We start from the raw sequence: 15,129 nt of genomic DNA, 5'->3' as shown, positions 1-15,129 counted from the left end.
TATTATTTTGAAAAAGGAGCGTTGACAATGGAAGTAATTACAAGAGAGTTGGTGGACCTAAATCTTGAAGCAACAAGTGTAAAAGAAGTTGTCTTAAGTTTAGGTGAAAGGATTGAGAGTATTGGAAGGCTTTCAAATTTCGACGGATATATAGACAGTGTCATGGAAAGGGAAGAACTGACGTCTACAGGTATTGGTTTTGGAATTGCAATCCCCCATGGCAAGTCTGAGCACGTAACCTCATGCACAGTTGCATTTGCAAGATTGACATCGCCAATTGAGTGGGAGAGTCTTGATGAGCAACCGGTAAAAATCGTGTTTCTCTTAGCAGTACCCGAAGCTTGTAAAGGAGATGAACATTTGAAAATTATTGCCGCCCTTTCGAGAAAGTTGATTCATGAAGATTTTAGACAACAGCTGGAAACACTAGAAGATGAGCAGGAACTCGTTGAAATGATCAATGAAACACTAGCAAACGCCATAACAAAATAAAAAAAAGGAGAGAGTTAAATGAAATTAGCAGCAGTAACGGCTTGTCCGTCAGGGGTAGCACACACCTATTTGGCAGCAGAAAGTTTAGAGGTAGCAGCCAAAAAAAATAATGTAGAAATTAAGGTTGAAACACAAGGATCGATTGGGATTGAAAATGAATTGACACCTGAGTGGATTAAAGAAGTTGATGCAATTATTTTAACTAATAATATTGGAATTAAAAATGAAGAAAGATTTAAAGGGAAACCAATTGTAAGAATCAGTGCAGGGGATTGTATAAATAAAGCAGACGCTATAATAAAAAAATTGATGGAAAAGTTGGGTTGATCATCAGAAAGGAAAGGTAATCAAAATGATAGATTTATTAAAAGATACAAGGAAACATTTGATGACAGGTGTCTCTTATATGATTCCTTTTGTAGTGGCTGGAGGAATTCTATTAGCCTTGAGCGTGTTATTCTCAGGGACTGCTTCAGTACCTGAAGGAGGAATTTTAGGTGGTATGGCCACGGTTGGTATCACAGGTTTAGGTCTGATGGTACCAATTCTTTCAGGCTATATTGCCTTTTCCATGGCTGACAGACCAGGGCTTGCTCCCGGAATCATCGGTGGGATGATTGCCAACAGTATTGGAGCAGGATTTATCGGCGGGATCATTTCTGGTATCTTAGCAGGTATCGTTGTCAGTTATATCAAAAAAATAAAATTGCCTTCTAGTTTGCGTTCTTTAATGCCGATATTTGTTCTTCCTCTTCTGGGGACGACGATCGTGGGCGGAATTATGTATTTTGTCATAGGCCAGCCTATCGCATCCTTAATGAATGTTATGACCAATGCTTTAGAGTCAATGGGTACAGGGAATTTAGTTTTGTTGGGACTGATTCTAGGCGCTATGATCGGATCAGATATGGGAGGACCAATCAACAAAGTTGCCTTTGGTTTTGGGTCAGCAATGGTTGGGACTATTGATCCGGCAACTGGAATGCCTTCAGCGACTGCTTTGGCAATCATGGGCGGCATAGGTGTTGCCATTTGTGTCCCTCCACTTGCTATGGGACTAGCAACAATTATTGCACCTAAAAAATTTACCGTTGAGGAGAAAAACTCTGGAAAGGCAGCTATAGTGATGGGGCTAGTAGGTATTTCAGAAGGAGCCATTCCTTTTGCTGCGGCTGACCCGATTCGGGTAATCCCTGCTAACATTATAGGAAGTGCGATTGGTTCAGCGGCTGCAATTTTACTTGGTGCTGGTAATCCTGCACCATGGGGAGGATGGATCGTTGCTCCTGTTGCTCAAAATCCTATTATGTACATAATTGCAACCCTGATTGGTTCAGCTGTCACTGCGTTAATTGTGGTTTTTCTGAAGAAAAATATCAAGGAAAAAATTGATATGGATGCAGAACAAACTGATGAAATGGATTTTGATTTAGATATTGAAATTTTATAGTTATAGGGGATAAAACAAATATGAGCACGTAAAACTTGTGGGAAAGCTTATCAGCCATTTGTTTTACGTGCTTCTATTATACTAGTAACAATTTGGTTTGAGCGCGAATCATTTTCTCGTAATCAACAGGGATTCCTTTGTTGCTGATGACCAGGTCTATTTCATGCCAGCCGGCAACCTCTACCAATGAACTGGAATCAAATTTTGTTTTGTCAAGGACGACGATTTTTTTCGTCGACTTATTCAATAACTTTCTTTTTATTTCTGCGTCAACTAGGGAAGAGGTACAAAAACCTTTTCTATTTTTTACGCCGCTGGATCCCAAAAAACATAAATCTAATTGGATATCAGGGAAAATTTCCGCAGTAGTATTGTTTTGAAAAGACATATCATTATCAGAATATTTTCCTCCAAAGCAATAAAGATTATGCTCGCTGTGGACTAATTCCAAAATGGCTGCAAGGGAACTGGTAAAAATTTCTTTTTGAGAAAAACTATTCAAATGGTTTGCCAATAAAGCCATGGTACTTCCTTGGTCGATACCGATACTAGATATCTGTTCATCCACTAGTTGAGTGGCTGCACTGATCAAAGGAGACTTTAACTCAAGATTATCAGGTGTGCGGTAAAGAACGGGTGTCAGTTCTTTTTGGCTAATCAATTCCGCCCCGCCATATTTTTTCTTAAGGATTCCTTCCTTTTCCAGGTGAGTCAAATCTTTGCGGACTGTTTCATCAGAGACCCCAAAGAGACTGACCAGTTCGCTAACTTTGACACTTTTCTGTTGATGGATGATATTAGAAATTTCATTTCGGCGTTTAATAATTTCATCAGCTTTCATTAGTTCTTCCTTTTGATTACGATAATAAGTATTGCTTTTTGGTTTATTCTAACATAAACTCCAACATCAAGTCTAATTTATTTGGGACTTATAGTCTAAAAACGTTTAATTTGTATCAAATCAATAAAAAAGATGGAATTACTTTTTTATTACAATTATAATAAAGATGGATATAAAAGAAAGGATGAGTGAAATGGCAATAGCTACCACGGATAAAACTCAGGGTTCGGTCAACACAATGTCTAAAGTAAATCCAAGAATTCAAATAATGAAAGATAACTTGTTTAAGGATAAAAGGCAAATTTCTATTGAAAGAGCACTTTTATATACCGAAAGCCATAAACAAACGGTGGGAGAACCTGTCATTATTCGCAGGGCTAAGGCTGTGGCTTATATTTTGGAAAATGTAACAATCAGTATTCGAGAAGGGGAGCTACTGGCAGGCAATCGAACCGTCCGCCCTCGTTCCGGTATTTTGTCTCCGGAAATGGATCCTTACTGGATTATTGAAGAGATGGATACTATAGATTCTCGTCCTCAAGACCAGTTCGAGTTTACGGAAGAAGATAAAAAAATATATTTGGAAGAGCTTTACCCTTACTGGGAAAATCAATCCATGAAAGATTTTATCGTTGGGCAACTGACCGATGAGATAAATGATGCTTTAAAAGATGAAGTCTTTAAATTGAATCAAACTGATAAAGGTCAAGGACACATTATAATGGATTTTCCGGCAATTTTAGAAAAAGGTGTTCAATATTATATCGATTTATTACAAGACCTAGCAGAGGAGCAGCCGGAAAATGACTTTTTCCTAGCAGGTTTGATTGTTTTTAAAGCAATGAAAGCACATTTCTTACGCTATGCTGGATTAGCCGAGAAAATGGCAGAAACAGAACCGGTCGAACAACGTGTCACCGAATTAAAAAAAATTAAGCAAATGTGTGAAAAACTAAGCACTGAGAAACCTGACACTTTTTACGAAGCACTTCAGCTGCTATGGATGACTAGTATCGTTGGTCAATATGAATCAAATGCTTCTTCCTTGTCCTTGGGACGTATGGATCAATACTTGTATCCTTTCTATAAGAAGTCTCAAGATGAAGGTGTGCCAGAGGAATTTCTTTATGAAGTTCTTGGTGATTTTTACATTAAAACCAATGACGTGGTTTTGTTAAGAAGTGAAAGCAGTGCCAAGTGTTTTGCAGGTTTCCCAACGGGTTATACCGTCGTGTTGGGAGGGATTGATAGTTTTGGAAGAGACTCAGTCAATTCACTTTCTTACATGATGCTGGAATTGTATCACGAGATTTTACTGCCTCAACCCAATCTCTCAGTGCGTATGAATGAGTTGATTCCAAGAAAATTTTTACTAAAAACATGTGAAACGATTCGTTTAGGGACAGGTATCCCGCAACTATTCAATGATGAAGTGATTATACCGGGGTTTTTGAGCAAAGGTGTTTCACTAGATGACGCAAGGGATTTTGCGACCGTTGGATGTGTAGAAGTTAGTATCCCAGGGAAGACATATGGTTTGCACGACATAGCATTATTTAATTTATTACGAATCGTGGAATTGAGCATGTATGAACTAAGGGGAACTAAGGGCATGACCTATGAACGATTACTGGAAAACATCCAGCAAAAAATTCAATATTATGTCGGCCTAGTTGCTGAAGGTTCTGATATCGTTGATTTAGGGCATCGCCACTATGCGCCAACACCATTTTTATCTGTATTGATTGAGGACTGCATCAAAAACGGAAAAGATGTGACTGAAGGCGGAGCCAGATATAATTTTTCAGGGGTCCAAGGGATCGGTGAAGCTAATTTAAGCGATTCTCTTTATGTTGTGAAAAAAATGGTTTTTGAAAATAAAGAAATGACCTTTGACGAATTAGTTGATGCGATGGAATCTAATTATTCTGGGAAATATGCTTCATTACAAGAACATGTCATTCAAGATTTTGATAAATATGGTAATGATAATGATGAAGTCGACGATATTGCGGCAGAAATTTTCAGATTTTATGCTAAAGAATTAGAAAAGTATCAGAACGTCCGTCAAGGACAATTTATTCCAGGTGCGTATACGGTTTCTGCCCATATTCCGCTAGGAGAAGCAGTGGGTGCGACACCAGATGGCAGAAAAGCAGGAGAACAGCTAGCAGATGGCGGATTATCACCAATGGTCGGACGTGATCGGTTAGGACCTACGGCAGTTTTGAAATCTGTCAGCAAACTTGATAACTATCTAACGGTCAACGGCAGCTTGCTAAATCTGAAATTTCAACCTAATACTCTAAAAGGACACCAAGGATTGAATAAATTTGCTGATTTTTTGATGGCATTTACGAAATTGAAAATTCAGCATGTACAATTCAATGTCCAATCAAAGGAAACTTTGTTAGATGCTCAGAAACATCCAGAAAAATACTCGGGTTTGTTGGTACGAGTGGCAGGCTATAGTGCATTCTTTGTCGATTTAAATAAAAAAATCCAAGATGACATCATTGCCCGTGTAGAACATGAATTATAAAAGGAAGATGACATATATGCAAAAAGGATTGGTATTCAATATTCAGCGCTATTCCATCCATGATGGCGGGGGGATTCGAACGATTGTGTTTTTAAAAGGCTGTCCTTTAGCCTGTCCTTGGTGTTCCAATCCAGAATCTAGAAAAGCAGTAGAACCTGTACAATGGATCAAAAATGGAAAAAAAGAAATCATTGGTGAGTGGAAAACTTCAGCAGAAGTAATCGATGAGGTGTTGAAAGATGAAATTTTTTATCGAACCTCTGGTGGAGGAGTGACATTGTCTGGCGGAGAAGTATTGATGCAACATCTTTTTGCAAAGGAAGTGTTATCTGAATTACACTATCTTGGCATCAACACAGCTATTGAAACGACTGGATGCTTTGAAAAAGAACGTTTGGAAAGTTTATTGCCCTTTACTGATGAAGTATTGTTTGATATAAAAATACTAGATATGACTCAGGCAAAAAAAGTGATTGGTATCAATCTGAAAAATATGAAGGAAAATTTTGAAATGGCTTTGCAGTTTCCGGGGGTGAAAGTCACCCCAAGGATTCCTTTAATTCCAGATTATACCGCTACAGAGGAAAATATTGAAATGATTATCAACTATTTCAAAAATTTTGATATCAAAGAAGTTCATTTGTTGCCTTTCCATCAGTATGGTTCCTCAAAATATGACTATCTAGGATGGGAATATCTGTTAAAAGACATGGAAACTCTGTCTGATACAGAAATAGATCAAATCAAAAAAAGATTTGAGTCTCATGGGTTCTATGCGAATATCGAAGGGCTTGAATAAAACAAATGTTGTATTTTATAAAAAAAAGCACATTTGTGCTTTTTTTTATAACTATTCGTTTCAAACGCGCTCATATCAAGGATTAAGACATTTTACGTATAGAGGATAAAGAATTCCTTTCTAGAATTTGGTATAGTGTTAATGGAACATATTACAGAAAGCAGGGATACGGATGGAGTTTATGTTAGATACAGCTAACCTTGAAGAAATCAAAAAATATGAAAAAATTATCCCATTGGCAGGGGTGACGTCAAATCCAAGTATCATTAAAAAAGAAGGGAAAATTGACTTTTTTAATCATATGAAGAAGATAAGAGAAGTGATTGGGCCTGAAAAATCTCTCCATGTTCAAGTAGTGGCGACAGATTTTGCTGGGATGATGGCTGATGCGCAAACCATTTTGGAAAAAATAGATACGAATGTTTTTATCAAAATACCAGTAAATGAAGAAGGTTTAAAAGCAATTAAAGCTTTGAAAGAAAAAAATATCCGGGTAACTGCTACGGCTATTTATACTAAATTTCAAGCATATCTGGCTATTGCAGCAGGGGCGGATTATATTGCACCGTATTTTAACCGTATGGAAAACTTAAATATCGATCCAAGAGAAGCGATTAAAGAGATGACAAATCAAATCAGCTTGACAAATAGCAAAACTAAAATACTGGCTGCTAGTTTCAAGAACGTGGGACAGGTGACAGCAGCGTTTGAAAATGGGGCGCAATCTGCCACTATGGGGACAGATATTATTCAACAAGCACTTGCTATGCCGTCAATCGGAAAAGCAGTTGCTGACTTTACTTCAGATTGGGAATCGATTTATGATGAAGGAACGAAAATAGCTGATTTATAATAAAAAATCAATAAAATTACACAGCTTGTTTTATTTAAAACTTTAAAAACTCTGTGATACACTAAAAGTGCATCAAGACTTAATCAAGAAGGGAAGAAAAATCATGGAAAAAGTATTTGCGAGTCCATCACGTTATGTTCAAGGAAAAGGTGTTTTAAAAACAGGGATTCACCATATTGAAAAATTAGGGAAGAAACCATTATTGCTATGTGATGACGTGGTATGGGGAATCGTTGGAGAATCTTTTACCAATGATTTGAAAGCTAATGGTTTTGAAGTGACGTATGTACCATTTAATGGTGAAGCTTCTATTCAGGAAATCGATCGGGTTAGTAAAATCGGTTCTGAAAATCACTGTAATGTCGTCCTCGGTCTTGGCGGCGGTAAAGCTATTGATGCAGCAAAAGCAATTAGTGATAACTTAGAAGTCCCGGTGGGTATCTTGCCTACCATTGCTTCTACAGATGCACCAACGTCAGCCCTGTCTGTTATTTATTCGGAAGAGGGAGCGTTTGAAAAATATTTATTTTACAAGAAAAACCCTGAGCTTGTTTTAGTTGACACACAGGTGATTAGCAAAGCACCTGTCAGATTATTGGCGTCCGGTATTGCTGACGCATTGGCAACCCAAGTGGAAGTGAGTGCTGTTTTGAAAAAGAATGGAACGACTATGGCTGGCGGCGTGCCGACGTTGGCAGCAGAAGCTATCGCGGAAAAATGTGAAGCGACGTTGTTTGAATTTGGTATGCAGGCCATCGAAGCCAACCGTGCAAAAGTTGTCACAGAAGCTTTAGAAGCTGTAGTGGAAGCTAACACCTTACTTAGCGGTATTGGCTTCGAAAGCGGTGGTCTAGCAGCGGCTCATGCCATCCATAATGGTTTCACCGCATTACATGGTGAAATTCATGACATGACACATGGTGAAAAAGTTGCCTACGGGACGTTGACACAGCTGTTTTTGGAAAACCAACCAAAAGCAATACTTGATAAATATATTCGTTTCTACCAAAGTTTAGGATTACCGACAACATTGGAAGAATTGAAGCTGGGTGATGCCAGTTATGAGGATCTTTTAAAGGTTGGAAAACAGGCAACCATTGAAGGAGAAACGATGCATCAAATGCCATTTGAAGTAACTGCAGAAGCAGTTACTGATGCGCTGTTTGCAGTCGATGCTTACGTCAAAGCGTTAGGATAATATAGGAAATCCGATAAAATCTTTAAAGGTTTTATCGGATTTTTTTAATTTGGGAATCCAATTAAAGTGAAGACCATTTCTTGTGGTCAATAATTTCCACATGTTTGATTTGATCGTAGCCGACTTTTTGGTCGTTGATAAAAATATTGGATTCGTCAGAACCGCTGATTTTTCCTTCAATATCAGAAAGATAAGAGTTCTCTAAATTTATTTCTTCTTTTTGGATAGATACAGTTAATCCTTTGATTTTTGCTTGGGCAAGAATCTTATTTATTTCACTTTCGCTCAAACGCTCTTTTTTAATAGACACAGGCTGTTGTTCTATCCTGTCTTTGTCAATTTGCGCCGTATGATCAGACAGATAAAATCCCATCCATTTCATTTTCTTTCTGTCTTGATAATGGCGCAGAATATGTTGATACTCTAGTTTCATAGTCCGTCAAGACCTCCTGCTCCACCGCCATGGTGTCCGCTGACCAAATCACTTCTAGCGATGCTTCTGGCTCCATCACTTAAACTATTGGCGTGAACAATGGCAGTAAAGCCGTATTTTCTTCTGATGTTATCGATGATTTTGTCAAGATTTTCATTTTTTACTAATTCTTCGTAAGGTTCAAATAAATTCATCTGTACTTGGTTGATATCAGTTAATTTTGAGTAAGTCACTCCGATATGTCTCACAGCTTCCCCCTGATAATGTTTGCGGAATAAAATAATCAGAGATTTTGACAGTTCTTTAGTGGAATCTGTTGCAGGAATTTTCATTTGATGGGAAAATCCTGTTTTTTTTTCATGGTATGAAAAGCCGATGTAAAGGTTGACACAGCTTGTCTGGAAACCATGTCTTCGAATACGGGCAGCTACTTGTTCAGCCATTTCCTTGACCACAGTTTCTATTTCAGATTGGACATAATAATTACGGTGCAGCACTTGGCTATTGCCATAGGATTTTTCTTTTACGGTAGGAGCAGTATCAGACAAAATCGTTCGGTCGACTCCGTTGGCATGGTGATAATATTGCAATCCCATGATGCCAAGTTTTTCATTTAGTACGTTGGGGTCAGCATTTGCCAACTCCTTGATACTAGAGATTCCCATTTTTGAAAAGCGTTTTTCCATTTTTCTCCCGATACCCCAGAAGTCAGTCATAGGGTGAATGTGCCAGACTTTATTTTTCACATCTTCATAACGCCACTCAGATATAAACGTTTTTGAATGCTTGCTTTCGTTATCCAAGGCGAGTTTGGCAAGAAGGGGATTATCGCCTATACCAACGGTTAAATAAATCCCAGTTTTATTTTTTACAGCTAATTGGATCATCCGGGCAAATTTCCAGCGTTTTTGGCGTCTAGTCAAAGTTTTATCTGGAAAAAATAAATTGAGTGTTCTAGTGATATCTAAAATAGATTCGTCAATACTGTAGATAAATAAATCTTCATCGGCAACATACTTTCTGAAAATATTGTTGATTTTGATATTTTCTTCAATGTAATAGTTCATGCGGGGAGTTACTCTTATCAAGTCCGGGTGATCTGGGACATCATCGGCTCGTGTCACATTGGAAATGCCTAATATTTTTTTGGCTAGGGGAGAGGCTGCCAAAACTAAACCATTTCCTGTGTTGTCGGTAGTTGACATAACGACAAGCATGGTTTTGAGAGGATGTTTTCCTCTGGCAACACATTCACAAGAGGCGTAAAAAGATTTAGCATCGATTAACAAGACGTCTCGTAAAGGTTCCAATGAGTAGTCAAAATTACTCATAAAACTCACTTCCTTGAAACTATTATACGAACATTTGTTCTTGTTGTAAAGTAAAATTATCAAGTAAAGTGTAGATATATTGATGGCATATCGTTTGAAATTTTAGTATACTGGGTGGCGAAGTTGGAGTTGAAATCAAAAATAGTTGTAATTTAGAAGGAGGAATTCGTCATGCTAGTATTCCAAATGCGTAATGTAGATAAAATGTCTGCTGTTTTTCAGTATATCAAAAACGGTGATTACGCAGATAAATAAATAATTTTGTTAACTACCGTTAATTAAGAATCTCATTCTAAATCTATTAGATAAATAAAATTACAAATAATTCATTCAGCTTCTTATTTGTTTATCGATGTAATCACCTTAGGAGTGGTTACATGGAGAGAAAAATCAAATATTCACAAAATTTTTTAACAAGTGATAGAATACTCAACCAAGTCATTAAAAAAATGGCACTAAAAAAGTCTGACATGGTCTATGAAATTGGAACAGGGAAGGGACATTTGACATTAAAGTTAGCTGAACATTGCAAAAGTGTTCACTCTGTAGAATTAGATAATACATTGTTTAATTTCTCTTCAAAAAAGTTGCAAGACAATAAAAATATTAGGCTAATCAATCAGGATATTCTCAAGTTTAAATTTTCTGACAGCACTGATTATAAAATAGTTGGCAATATTCCATATAATTTGAGCACTAAAATCGTTAAGAAAACGGTATTTGAAAGTAGAGCCTCGGAGATATTTTTGGTGGTGGAAGAGGGATTCTACAAACGTATGCTGGATATTCATCGCACATTAGGATTGCTTTTGCGTACTCAAGTCTCGATTCAGCTATTACTAAAAATTCCCTCTAAATATTTTCACCCAAAGCCCAAGGTGAGCAGTGTATTGATAAAATTAACCAGGCATAAGTCTAATATAAAGTCTGAAGATTGGACTCAATATCTGTATTTTGTTTCAAAGTGGGTCAATCAGGAGTATAGAATTCTATTTACTAAAAATCAGTTTCATCAAGCGATTAAACATGCCAAAATAAAGGATTTAACGATTGTTAATTATGAACAGGTGCTATCTGTTTATCATAGCTACCTGCTTTTTAATCGAAAAAATAGCAAAAAAACATATAACAAACGCAGCATATTTAAAAGTTGAATTTTTAGCGGAGTGGAGAAATCTGCTCCTTTTTTATTTAGATTCTTCATGCCTGCGTGTTTGAATTTATCCCAAATAAAAAAGTACCAACCTGAGCAAGTTGCTCAAGTTGACACTTGATTTCGTTTATTAATCTAGCTTCTACTAACCTTAATTAGCAAAACGTTGTTTAAAATATCTATACACCAGAAGGAAATGTAAAAAAATATTAGTTAAAGCAGCCGTAAATGCGGACATTAGATAAAAGAAGCCACCCCAATCGTTTACATATACCCATACTAGATAGACTGTTAAAAGTGGAAACACCCACAAGGCTAGCGATAACAAAATATTATTAGTGACAAACTTTTTTAAAATTTTGTAGGTCCAATAACTAACAAATATGCCTATGCCCAAAAATAAAATAGTTGCCATAGCACTGCCTCCCTTGTTTGCTTTCATTAGAGAGGATATAACTTGTCCCTCTTGATTATAGGTCACATTATTGAACGGAAAATCAATAGGCACAAGTAATCATTCTCTGGAAAATCTGGCTGCTAAAGTACTAGAATAAATGCTTATAAAAATTATTTTATCATTAAAACGTTACAAGTTGCACGACTCATGACATAAGAAGTAGTAGATCCTATGAAAACTTTTTGAACACCATGTTTGCCTGTTGCTCCCATCACAATAAGATCAATTCCATTGTTTTTAGCAAAATCAACAATACAATTTTTGGGTGTGTCTCTCATGACAATGACATCTATGGCGTTTTTTCGAGCATAGTCCGATTGGAGAATCTTGCTTTCCAATTCTTTTCGAAGTTTTTCTTCAATTTCTATCTGCCCATCAACAAAATCACGAAGGACAAATGCATCTGGAATTAAGTAATCAGTGACAGGAATTAAGACTTGGAGTAGTGTGATATGACTACCGTATTTATCGGCTAGGGATTTTGCGTATTCAAATGCTCTTTTGGCTGGCTCGGACTCATCAAATGCCACGAGAATTTTTTTAAACTCTACACTCATTTTAAACGCCTCCTTACCCATATTTTATCATATAGCGGTGTGTATATATAGTAATTGTATTTTCAGATATTTTTTACAGATCCTATTTATTTCAATAAAAAGAACTCCTCATTTATTTGTGAGAAGTTCTTTGGGTCATTTGAAAAAATTTTACGGTTGCAACTCTTAAAAGTTTGGTTATACTAGATTCAATACTTTTTCATATGCTTCGATTTCACTTTCTAGACGTTGAATGCGAATTTCATTTTCCACATAGTTGATAGAATTACCTAAAGCGGTCGAACGGCGTGCTTCTAAACGATCGATTTCTTTCTTTGCTTCATTAATAAGTCTAGTGATATCTTCTTTTTGAATCATTTTAAAAAACCACCTTTCCTGTACCTCAATTCTAGTACATAAAGATGATTTTTTAAAGAAAACACTCTTGATTGGAAAAAATTTAAACTTTGTGTGATTTGGATGATTTTAGTGAGATAAGTTTAGAAAGCTATTCGATTACTTTTTTCACAAAATATTTTCGTGTCTTTTCTGAAGGATGTTCACTGTCTGATAAGTCAAATAATACGAGTTCGCCATTTTCAGAGTCTTCGACGATGATAAGTTTTCCTTTTCTTTTGTCATATTCTACTTGAGCCGTTCTCATAAGTTCTTTCGTGTCTTTTTTAGAGGCAAGGGCATTTCCTAGATTGAAAAAGATAGTTTCTTCCATTTTCGTCACTCCTAAAAGTTTTTGTTAACTAAAGTATATAAAAGAAAACCTGTGAAGTAAAAGAATACACCATAACAGACAAGCTTATCGATTTTAACTTTCAAAATGGGGTGGATTTAAGAGAAAGTTGCTTTCTTTTTTGTCTTTTCTTCAACTGATAGAAAACGCTTGCAAAAAACCTCCGAATATGGTATAAAATAGATGTAAGGGATGATATAAATTCCCGTTAATGCTGAGAGCAGTTAGCAGCAGAATAGTGAACCGATTGGCGAGTAAGTCAATCATGGAAAGGATTGTGGGGATTTGAGAAATTCCTTACTAATGGAAAAGGTCTAGCAGGTGTTTAGAATGAAGATTGAGAGCTATCAGAGTCTCAAATCGATTCAACTAAACGAAAAAGCCTGCTAGACTATTTTTTTGCGTTTTTGTGGTTCGGAAATGATAAGGTAGTTTAAATTGAATAATTAAATTAGAATCTCCAGTGTATATTGGAAGTTTTAACGAGCAAATAAAAAACCATTCACTTGAATGGTTTAAATTTTTATATATTCATACAACAGTAGTCTTTTGAAATGTTAAAAGCAGCAATTTAAATATAATTTTAAAATAGCTTAAAACCAATTAAAGACTAATGATGGATTAATGACATACCCGCTATTTTGCATTCATGAAATCTAAAAATTGCGAAGCTGTTTTAGATTTCACTTTTTTGGTTACATCAGTATATATTCATTGTTGTTTGGATGTAGTATGTCCAAGCCTTTCTTTGATTCATTCAATCGGGACACCAGCTTCAAAGAGTAGGCTGCAATGTGTATGGCGCAATCCATTTTACGCATGCCTGAAAAGGCAAGAAGACGGAATAAAACGTAAATATAAGGTCGATCATTATCTTTAGAACATTCAAGAAACGTTAGCAGCTTATCCTTATCTAGAAAATTGTCTTTGATTTTTGGTTTCTTAGAGCGGTTCATAGGTTTAACTGTTTTGTCCATACTTAATCTATGGAAGCCATAGATTAAGGAGCCTCTTCCACGACATTGTCTACAGGTGGCTGAGCATCATCAGTTTCCACAGGTGGCACAGACGTTAAATTGTTTACCGATAGCCAATATGCATCAGTTATTTTTTGGGCCTCTATCGTGTAGACTTCGGTCAGTTTTCCTGCCCATTCTTCATATTCTTCGTACCTGATAGATTCAGACTCGTGTACTAAGGTTGCCATTTTATTAATACCATCATTTGATATTATTGCGAGATCGTCAATTTTTCTATTTGATAATTCTTCGAGACCTTCAATTCCATTTTCGACACTAGGGTATTCAGCATTATATTCTTCAACAAGGTTAGATGCTACCTCTACGATTAAATTTGTATATTCGTTTAGTATATCTTCAAGTGTTAGTTCAGGTTTTTTTTCAGTGGATTCCACAGTAGATTCTTTGGCTTCTTTTTTGATGTCTTTATCTTTCGAGCCGCAACCGGAAATAAAAAGAAGTAAACAACTAGTTATCAGTACAAAACTTTTTTTAAACATTTAAAATCCTCCCTCAATATATATAAATTAATTTACAAATCCCGCAAAATGAGTTGGCAATCCATAACATTCCAATATGTCATATTTACTTATCAACTCAGTATCGTTGTGGCTGCCATCAATAAAAAGTCGGGTTGCAAAATAGTTTGCTTCTTTCTCAATTTTGAAATATTTTTTTTAGATGGTGTAGGCATATTTTCATCAGGATGGTAAACTGCGTGTCCTAATTCCTGTCCACACGTTAAAAGCTTATCATTTTCATCCTCCATGTTCATCCCTATACTTTTTAGGTGTACATTTATTTTCAGCTTCAATTTTAGCGATTCGCAAAGAATTTTCTAAAGATGCAATGAGCAACTCCCTTGTTTCTTTATCCACCTCATTAGAATCTTTTGAAAATGCTAATGCCCCCCCAGCGGATAAATCTTCTATTATTTTCTCTAATACTTTTTGAATATCTCTTTCGTCTTTGTCAGTTAGTGAATAATAATGTTTCTTTTTCGTTCTTCCTAAAAGAAAATCTATGCTGACATCAAAATAATCGGCAAGTTTTTCTAACACTTTTGTAGTGGGCTGACTTTTATCCCATTTGTTTATTGTTCCATTTGCAATATCAAGTTTCCTTTCCAATTCTGCAATAGAACTTATAGTTGAGTCTTCAGCGATTAGCCTCTTTACAATTTCTTTTGTGTTCATAATTTCTCCTTTAGAAACGCTCTAAAAAATGGATTTTATAGTTGAAAAATAGATCATAATCCATTGTTATTAGAGTATAGT

Annotated in this window: 19 protein-coding genes and 1 pseudogene; 9 read left to right on the top strand and 11 right to left on the bottom strand. The window is 36.2% G+C overall.

Annotated features, from left to right (window positions below; all coding sequences use genetic code 11):
• The first annotated feature begins 27 nt into the window (after nt 1-27).
• From CBF29_RS10235 to CBF29_RS10225, 3 genes are read left to right on the top strand one after another with little or no spacing between them, the layout of a single operon-like run.
• On the top strand, nt 28-492 hold the full coding sequence (locus tag CBF29_RS10235) for a PTS sugar transporter subunit IIA (RefSeq protein ID WP_126809630.1): 465 nt from the start codon (nt 28-30) through the stop codon (nt 490-492).
• An 18-nt stretch (nt 493-510) separates the two neighbouring features.
• On the top strand, nt 511-819 hold the full coding sequence (locus CBF29_RS10230; RefSeq protein ID WP_126809629.1) for a PTS fructose-like transporter subunit IIB: 309 nt from the start codon (nt 511-513) through the stop codon (nt 817-819).
• Nucleotides 820-844: 25 nt separating this feature from the next.
• Complete coding sequence (locus CBF29_RS10225; RefSeq protein WP_126809628.1) at nt 845-1,942, top strand: PTS fructose transporter subunit EIIC; 1,098 nt, start codon at nt 845-847, stop codon at nt 1,940-1,942.
• A gap of 76 nt (nt 1,943-2,018) precedes the next feature.
• Here CBF29_RS10225 and CBF29_RS10220 read toward each other — a convergent pair whose 3' ends face one another.
• Entirely contained in the window at nt 2,019-2,783 is a 765-nt protein-coding gene (locus CBF29_RS10220; RefSeq protein WP_126809627.1) for a DeoR/GlpR family DNA-binding transcription regulator, read from the bottom strand.
• Between the two features lie 193 nt (nt 2,784-2,976).
• On the opposite strand from CBF29_RS10220, the gene CBF29_RS10215 reads away from it, so the two are divergent.
• From CBF29_RS10215 to CBF29_RS10200, 4 genes are all read left to right on the top strand, one after another.
• Nucleotides 2,977-5,325, top strand: coding sequence for a formate C-acetyltransferase (locus tag CBF29_RS10215; protein ID WP_126809626.1), 2,349 nt, complete (start codon nt 2,977-2,979; stop codon nt 5,323-5,325).
• A 16-nt stretch (nt 5,326-5,341) separates the two neighbouring features.
• Entirely contained in the window at nt 5,342-6,124 is a 783-nt protein-coding gene (locus CBF29_RS10210) for a glycyl-radical enzyme activating protein (RefSeq protein ID WP_126809625.1), read from the top strand.
• 172 nt (nt 6,125-6,296) lie between these two features.
• On the top strand, nt 6,297-6,977 hold the full coding sequence (locus CBF29_RS10205; protein WP_126809624.1) for a fructose-6-phosphate aldolase: 681 nt from the start codon (nt 6,297-6,299) through the stop codon (nt 6,975-6,977).
• 103 nt (nt 6,978-7,080) lie between these two features.
• Complete coding sequence (locus CBF29_RS10200) at nt 7,081-8,175, top strand: glycerol dehydrogenase (protein WP_126809623.1); 1,095 nt, start codon at nt 7,081-7,083, stop codon at nt 8,173-8,175.
• A 61-nt stretch (nt 8,176-8,236) separates the two neighbouring features.
• On the opposite strand, the gene CBF29_RS10195 is transcribed toward CBF29_RS10200, so the two are convergent.
• A complete protein-coding gene (locus CBF29_RS10195) occupies nt 8,237-8,608 on the bottom strand; it encodes a hypothetical protein (protein WP_126809622.1) in 372 nt (123 codons plus the stop codon).
• Nucleotides 8,605-9,939 carry a Y-family DNA polymerase gene (locus tag CBF29_RS10190; protein WP_126809621.1) on the bottom strand — a complete coding sequence of 445 codons (1,335 nt, stop codon included), beginning with the start codon at nt 9,937-9,939 and terminating at the stop codon, nt 8,605-8,607. Before CBF29_RS10190 ends, CBF29_RS10195 begins: the two co-directional genes overlap by 4 nt.
• A 171-nt stretch (nt 9,940-10,110) precedes the next feature.
• On the opposite strand from CBF29_RS10190, the gene CBF29_RS14300 reads away from it, so the two are divergent.
• Both CBF29_RS14300 and erm read left to right on the top strand, forming a co-directional pair.
• Nucleotides 10,111-10,194 (top strand): 23S rRNA methyltransferase attenuation leader peptide, encoded by an 84-nt coding sequence (locus CBF29_RS14300; protein ID WP_126809653.1) that lies wholly within the window; start codon nt 10,111-10,113, stop codon nt 10,192-10,194.
• A gap of 122 nt (nt 10,195-10,316) precedes the next feature.
• Complete coding sequence (erm, locus tag CBF29_RS10180; RefSeq protein ID WP_126809620.1) at nt 10,317-11,093, top strand: 23S ribosomal RNA methyltransferase Erm; 777 nt, start codon at nt 10,317-10,319, stop codon at nt 11,091-11,093.
• Nucleotides 11,094-11,243: 150 nt separating this feature from the next.
• Here erm and CBF29_RS10175 read toward each other — a convergent pair whose 3' ends face one another.
• The 8 genes and pseudogenes from CBF29_RS10175 to CBF29_RS10145 form a co-directional block, all read right to left on the bottom strand.
• On the bottom strand, nt 11,244-11,507 hold the full coding sequence (locus CBF29_RS10175; RefSeq protein ID WP_126809619.1) for a hypothetical protein: 264 nt from the start codon (nt 11,505-11,507) through the stop codon (nt 11,244-11,246).
• A gap of 152 nt (nt 11,508-11,659) precedes the next feature.
• On the bottom strand, nt 11,660-12,106 hold the full coding sequence (locus CBF29_RS10170; RefSeq protein ID WP_170170045.1) for a universal stress protein: 447 nt from the start codon (nt 12,104-12,106) through the stop codon (nt 11,660-11,662).
• 177 nt (nt 12,107-12,283) lie between these two features.
• Nucleotides 12,284-12,463: a hypothetical protein gene (locus CBF29_RS10165; protein WP_126809617.1), complete on the bottom strand. Its 180-nt coding sequence runs from the start codon at nt 12,461-12,463 to the stop codon at nt 12,284-12,286.
• Between the two features lie 130 nt (nt 12,464-12,593).
• Entirely contained in the window at nt 12,594-12,815 is a 222-nt protein-coding gene (locus CBF29_RS10160) for a hypothetical protein (protein WP_126809616.1), read from the bottom strand.
• Nucleotides 12,816-13,469: 654 nt separating this feature from the next.
• Nucleotides 13,470-13,646: pseudogene (locus tag CBF29_RS14295) on the bottom strand (tyrosine-type recombinase/integrase); the annotation flags it as partial.
• A gap of 187 nt (nt 13,647-13,833) precedes the next feature.
• Nucleotides 13,834-14,352 (bottom strand): hypothetical protein, encoded by a 519-nt coding sequence (locus tag CBF29_RS10150; protein ID WP_126809614.1) that lies wholly within the window; start codon nt 14,350-14,352, stop codon nt 13,834-13,836.
• Nucleotides 14,353-14,444: 92 nt separating this feature from the next.
• The gene (locus CBF29_RS13790; RefSeq protein WP_170170044.1) at nt 14,445-14,621 is read right to left on the bottom strand and encodes a hypothetical protein; all 177 of its coding nucleotides are present in this window, start codon (nt 14,619-14,621) and stop codon (nt 14,445-14,447) included.
• Complete coding sequence (locus tag CBF29_RS10145) at nt 14,611-15,048, bottom strand: helix-turn-helix domain-containing protein (protein ID WP_126809613.1); 438 nt, start codon at nt 15,046-15,048, stop codon at nt 14,611-14,613. The genes CBF29_RS13790 and CBF29_RS10145 overlap by 11 nt, the downstream gene beginning before the upstream one ends.
• Nucleotides 15,049-15,129 lie beyond the last annotated feature (81 nt).

Origin of the sequence: Vagococcus elongatus (genome assembly GCF_003987645.1) — a bacterium.
GTDB classification, from domain to species: domain Bacteria; phylum Bacillota; class Bacilli; order Lactobacillales; family Vagococcaceae; genus Vagococcus_A; species Vagococcus_A elongatus.
The sequence above is the reverse complement of the archived record's forward strand: the minus strand, read 5'-3'. Positions and strand labels throughout refer to the sequence as shown.

What these genes read in the sequence shown, in the direction of transcription:
- CBF29_RS10215 (WP_126809626.1), top strand. Translation starts at nt 2,977, where the DNA reads ATGGCAATAGCTACCACGGATAAAACTCAGGGTTCGGTCAACACAATG.
- CBF29_RS10195 (WP_126809622.1), bottom strand. Translation starts at nt 8,608, where the DNA reads ATGAAACTAGAGTATCAACATATTCTGCGCCATTATCAAGACAGAAAG.
- CBF29_RS10190 (WP_126809621.1), bottom strand. Translation starts at nt 9,939, where the DNA reads ATGAGTAATTTTGACTACTCATTGGAACCTTTACGAGACGTCTTGTTA.
- CBF29_RS10235 (WP_126809630.1), top strand. Translation starts at nt 28, where the DNA reads ATGGAAGTAATTACAAGAGAGTTGGTGGACCTAAATCTTGAAGCAACA.
- CBF29_RS10160 (WP_126809616.1), bottom strand. Translation starts at nt 12,815, where the DNA reads ATGGAAGAAACTATCTTTTTCAATCTAGGAAATGCCCTTGCCTCTAAA.
- CBF29_RS13790 (WP_170170044.1), bottom strand. Translation starts at nt 14,621, where the DNA reads ATGGAGGATGAAAATGATAAGCTTTTAACGTGTGGACAGGAATTAGGA.
- CBF29_RS10230 (WP_126809629.1), top strand. Translation starts at nt 511, where the DNA reads ATGAAATTAGCAGCAGTAACGGCTTGTCCGTCAGGGGTAGCACACACC.
- CBF29_RS10170 (WP_170170045.1), bottom strand. Translation starts at nt 12,106, where the DNA reads ATGAGTGTAGAGTTTAAAAAAATTCTCGTGGCATTTGATGAGTCCGAG.
- CBF29_RS10225 (WP_126809628.1), top strand. Translation starts at nt 845, where the DNA reads ATGATAGATTTATTAAAAGATACAAGGAAACATTTGATGACAGGTGTC.
- CBF29_RS10205 (WP_126809624.1), top strand. Translation starts at nt 6,297, where the DNA reads ATGGAGTTTATGTTAGATACAGCTAACCTTGAAGAAATCAAAAAATAT.
- CBF29_RS10150 (WP_126809614.1), bottom strand. Translation starts at nt 14,352, where the DNA reads ATGTTTAAAAAAAGTTTTGTACTGATAACTAGTTGTTTACTTCTTTTT.
- CBF29_RS10145 (WP_126809613.1), bottom strand. Translation starts at nt 15,048, where the DNA reads ATGAACACAAAAGAAATTGTAAAGAGGCTAATCGCTGAAGACTCAACT.
- CBF29_RS14300 (WP_126809653.1), top strand. Translation starts at nt 10,111, where the DNA reads ATGCTAGTATTCCAAATGCGTAATGTAGATAAAATGTCTGCTGTTTTT.
- CBF29_RS10200 (WP_126809623.1), top strand. Translation starts at nt 7,081, where the DNA reads ATGGAAAAAGTATTTGCGAGTCCATCACGTTATGTTCAAGGAAAAGGT.
- CBF29_RS10220 (WP_126809627.1), bottom strand. Translation starts at nt 2,783, where the DNA reads ATGAAAGCTGATGAAATTATTAAACGCCGAAATGAAATTTCTAATATC.
- CBF29_RS10175 (WP_126809619.1), bottom strand. Translation starts at nt 11,507, where the DNA reads ATGGCAACTATTTTATTTTTGGGCATAGGCATATTTGTTAGTTATTGG.
- CBF29_RS10210 (WP_126809625.1), top strand. Translation starts at nt 5,342, where the DNA reads ATGCAAAAAGGATTGGTATTCAATATTCAGCGCTATTCCATCCATGAT.
- CBF29_RS10165 (WP_126809617.1), bottom strand. Translation starts at nt 12,463, where the DNA reads ATGATTCAAAAAGAAGATATCACTAGACTTATTAATGAAGCAAAGAAA.
- erm (WP_126809620.1), top strand. Translation starts at nt 10,317, where the DNA reads ATGGAGAGAAAAATCAAATATTCACAAAATTTTTTAACAAGTGATAGA.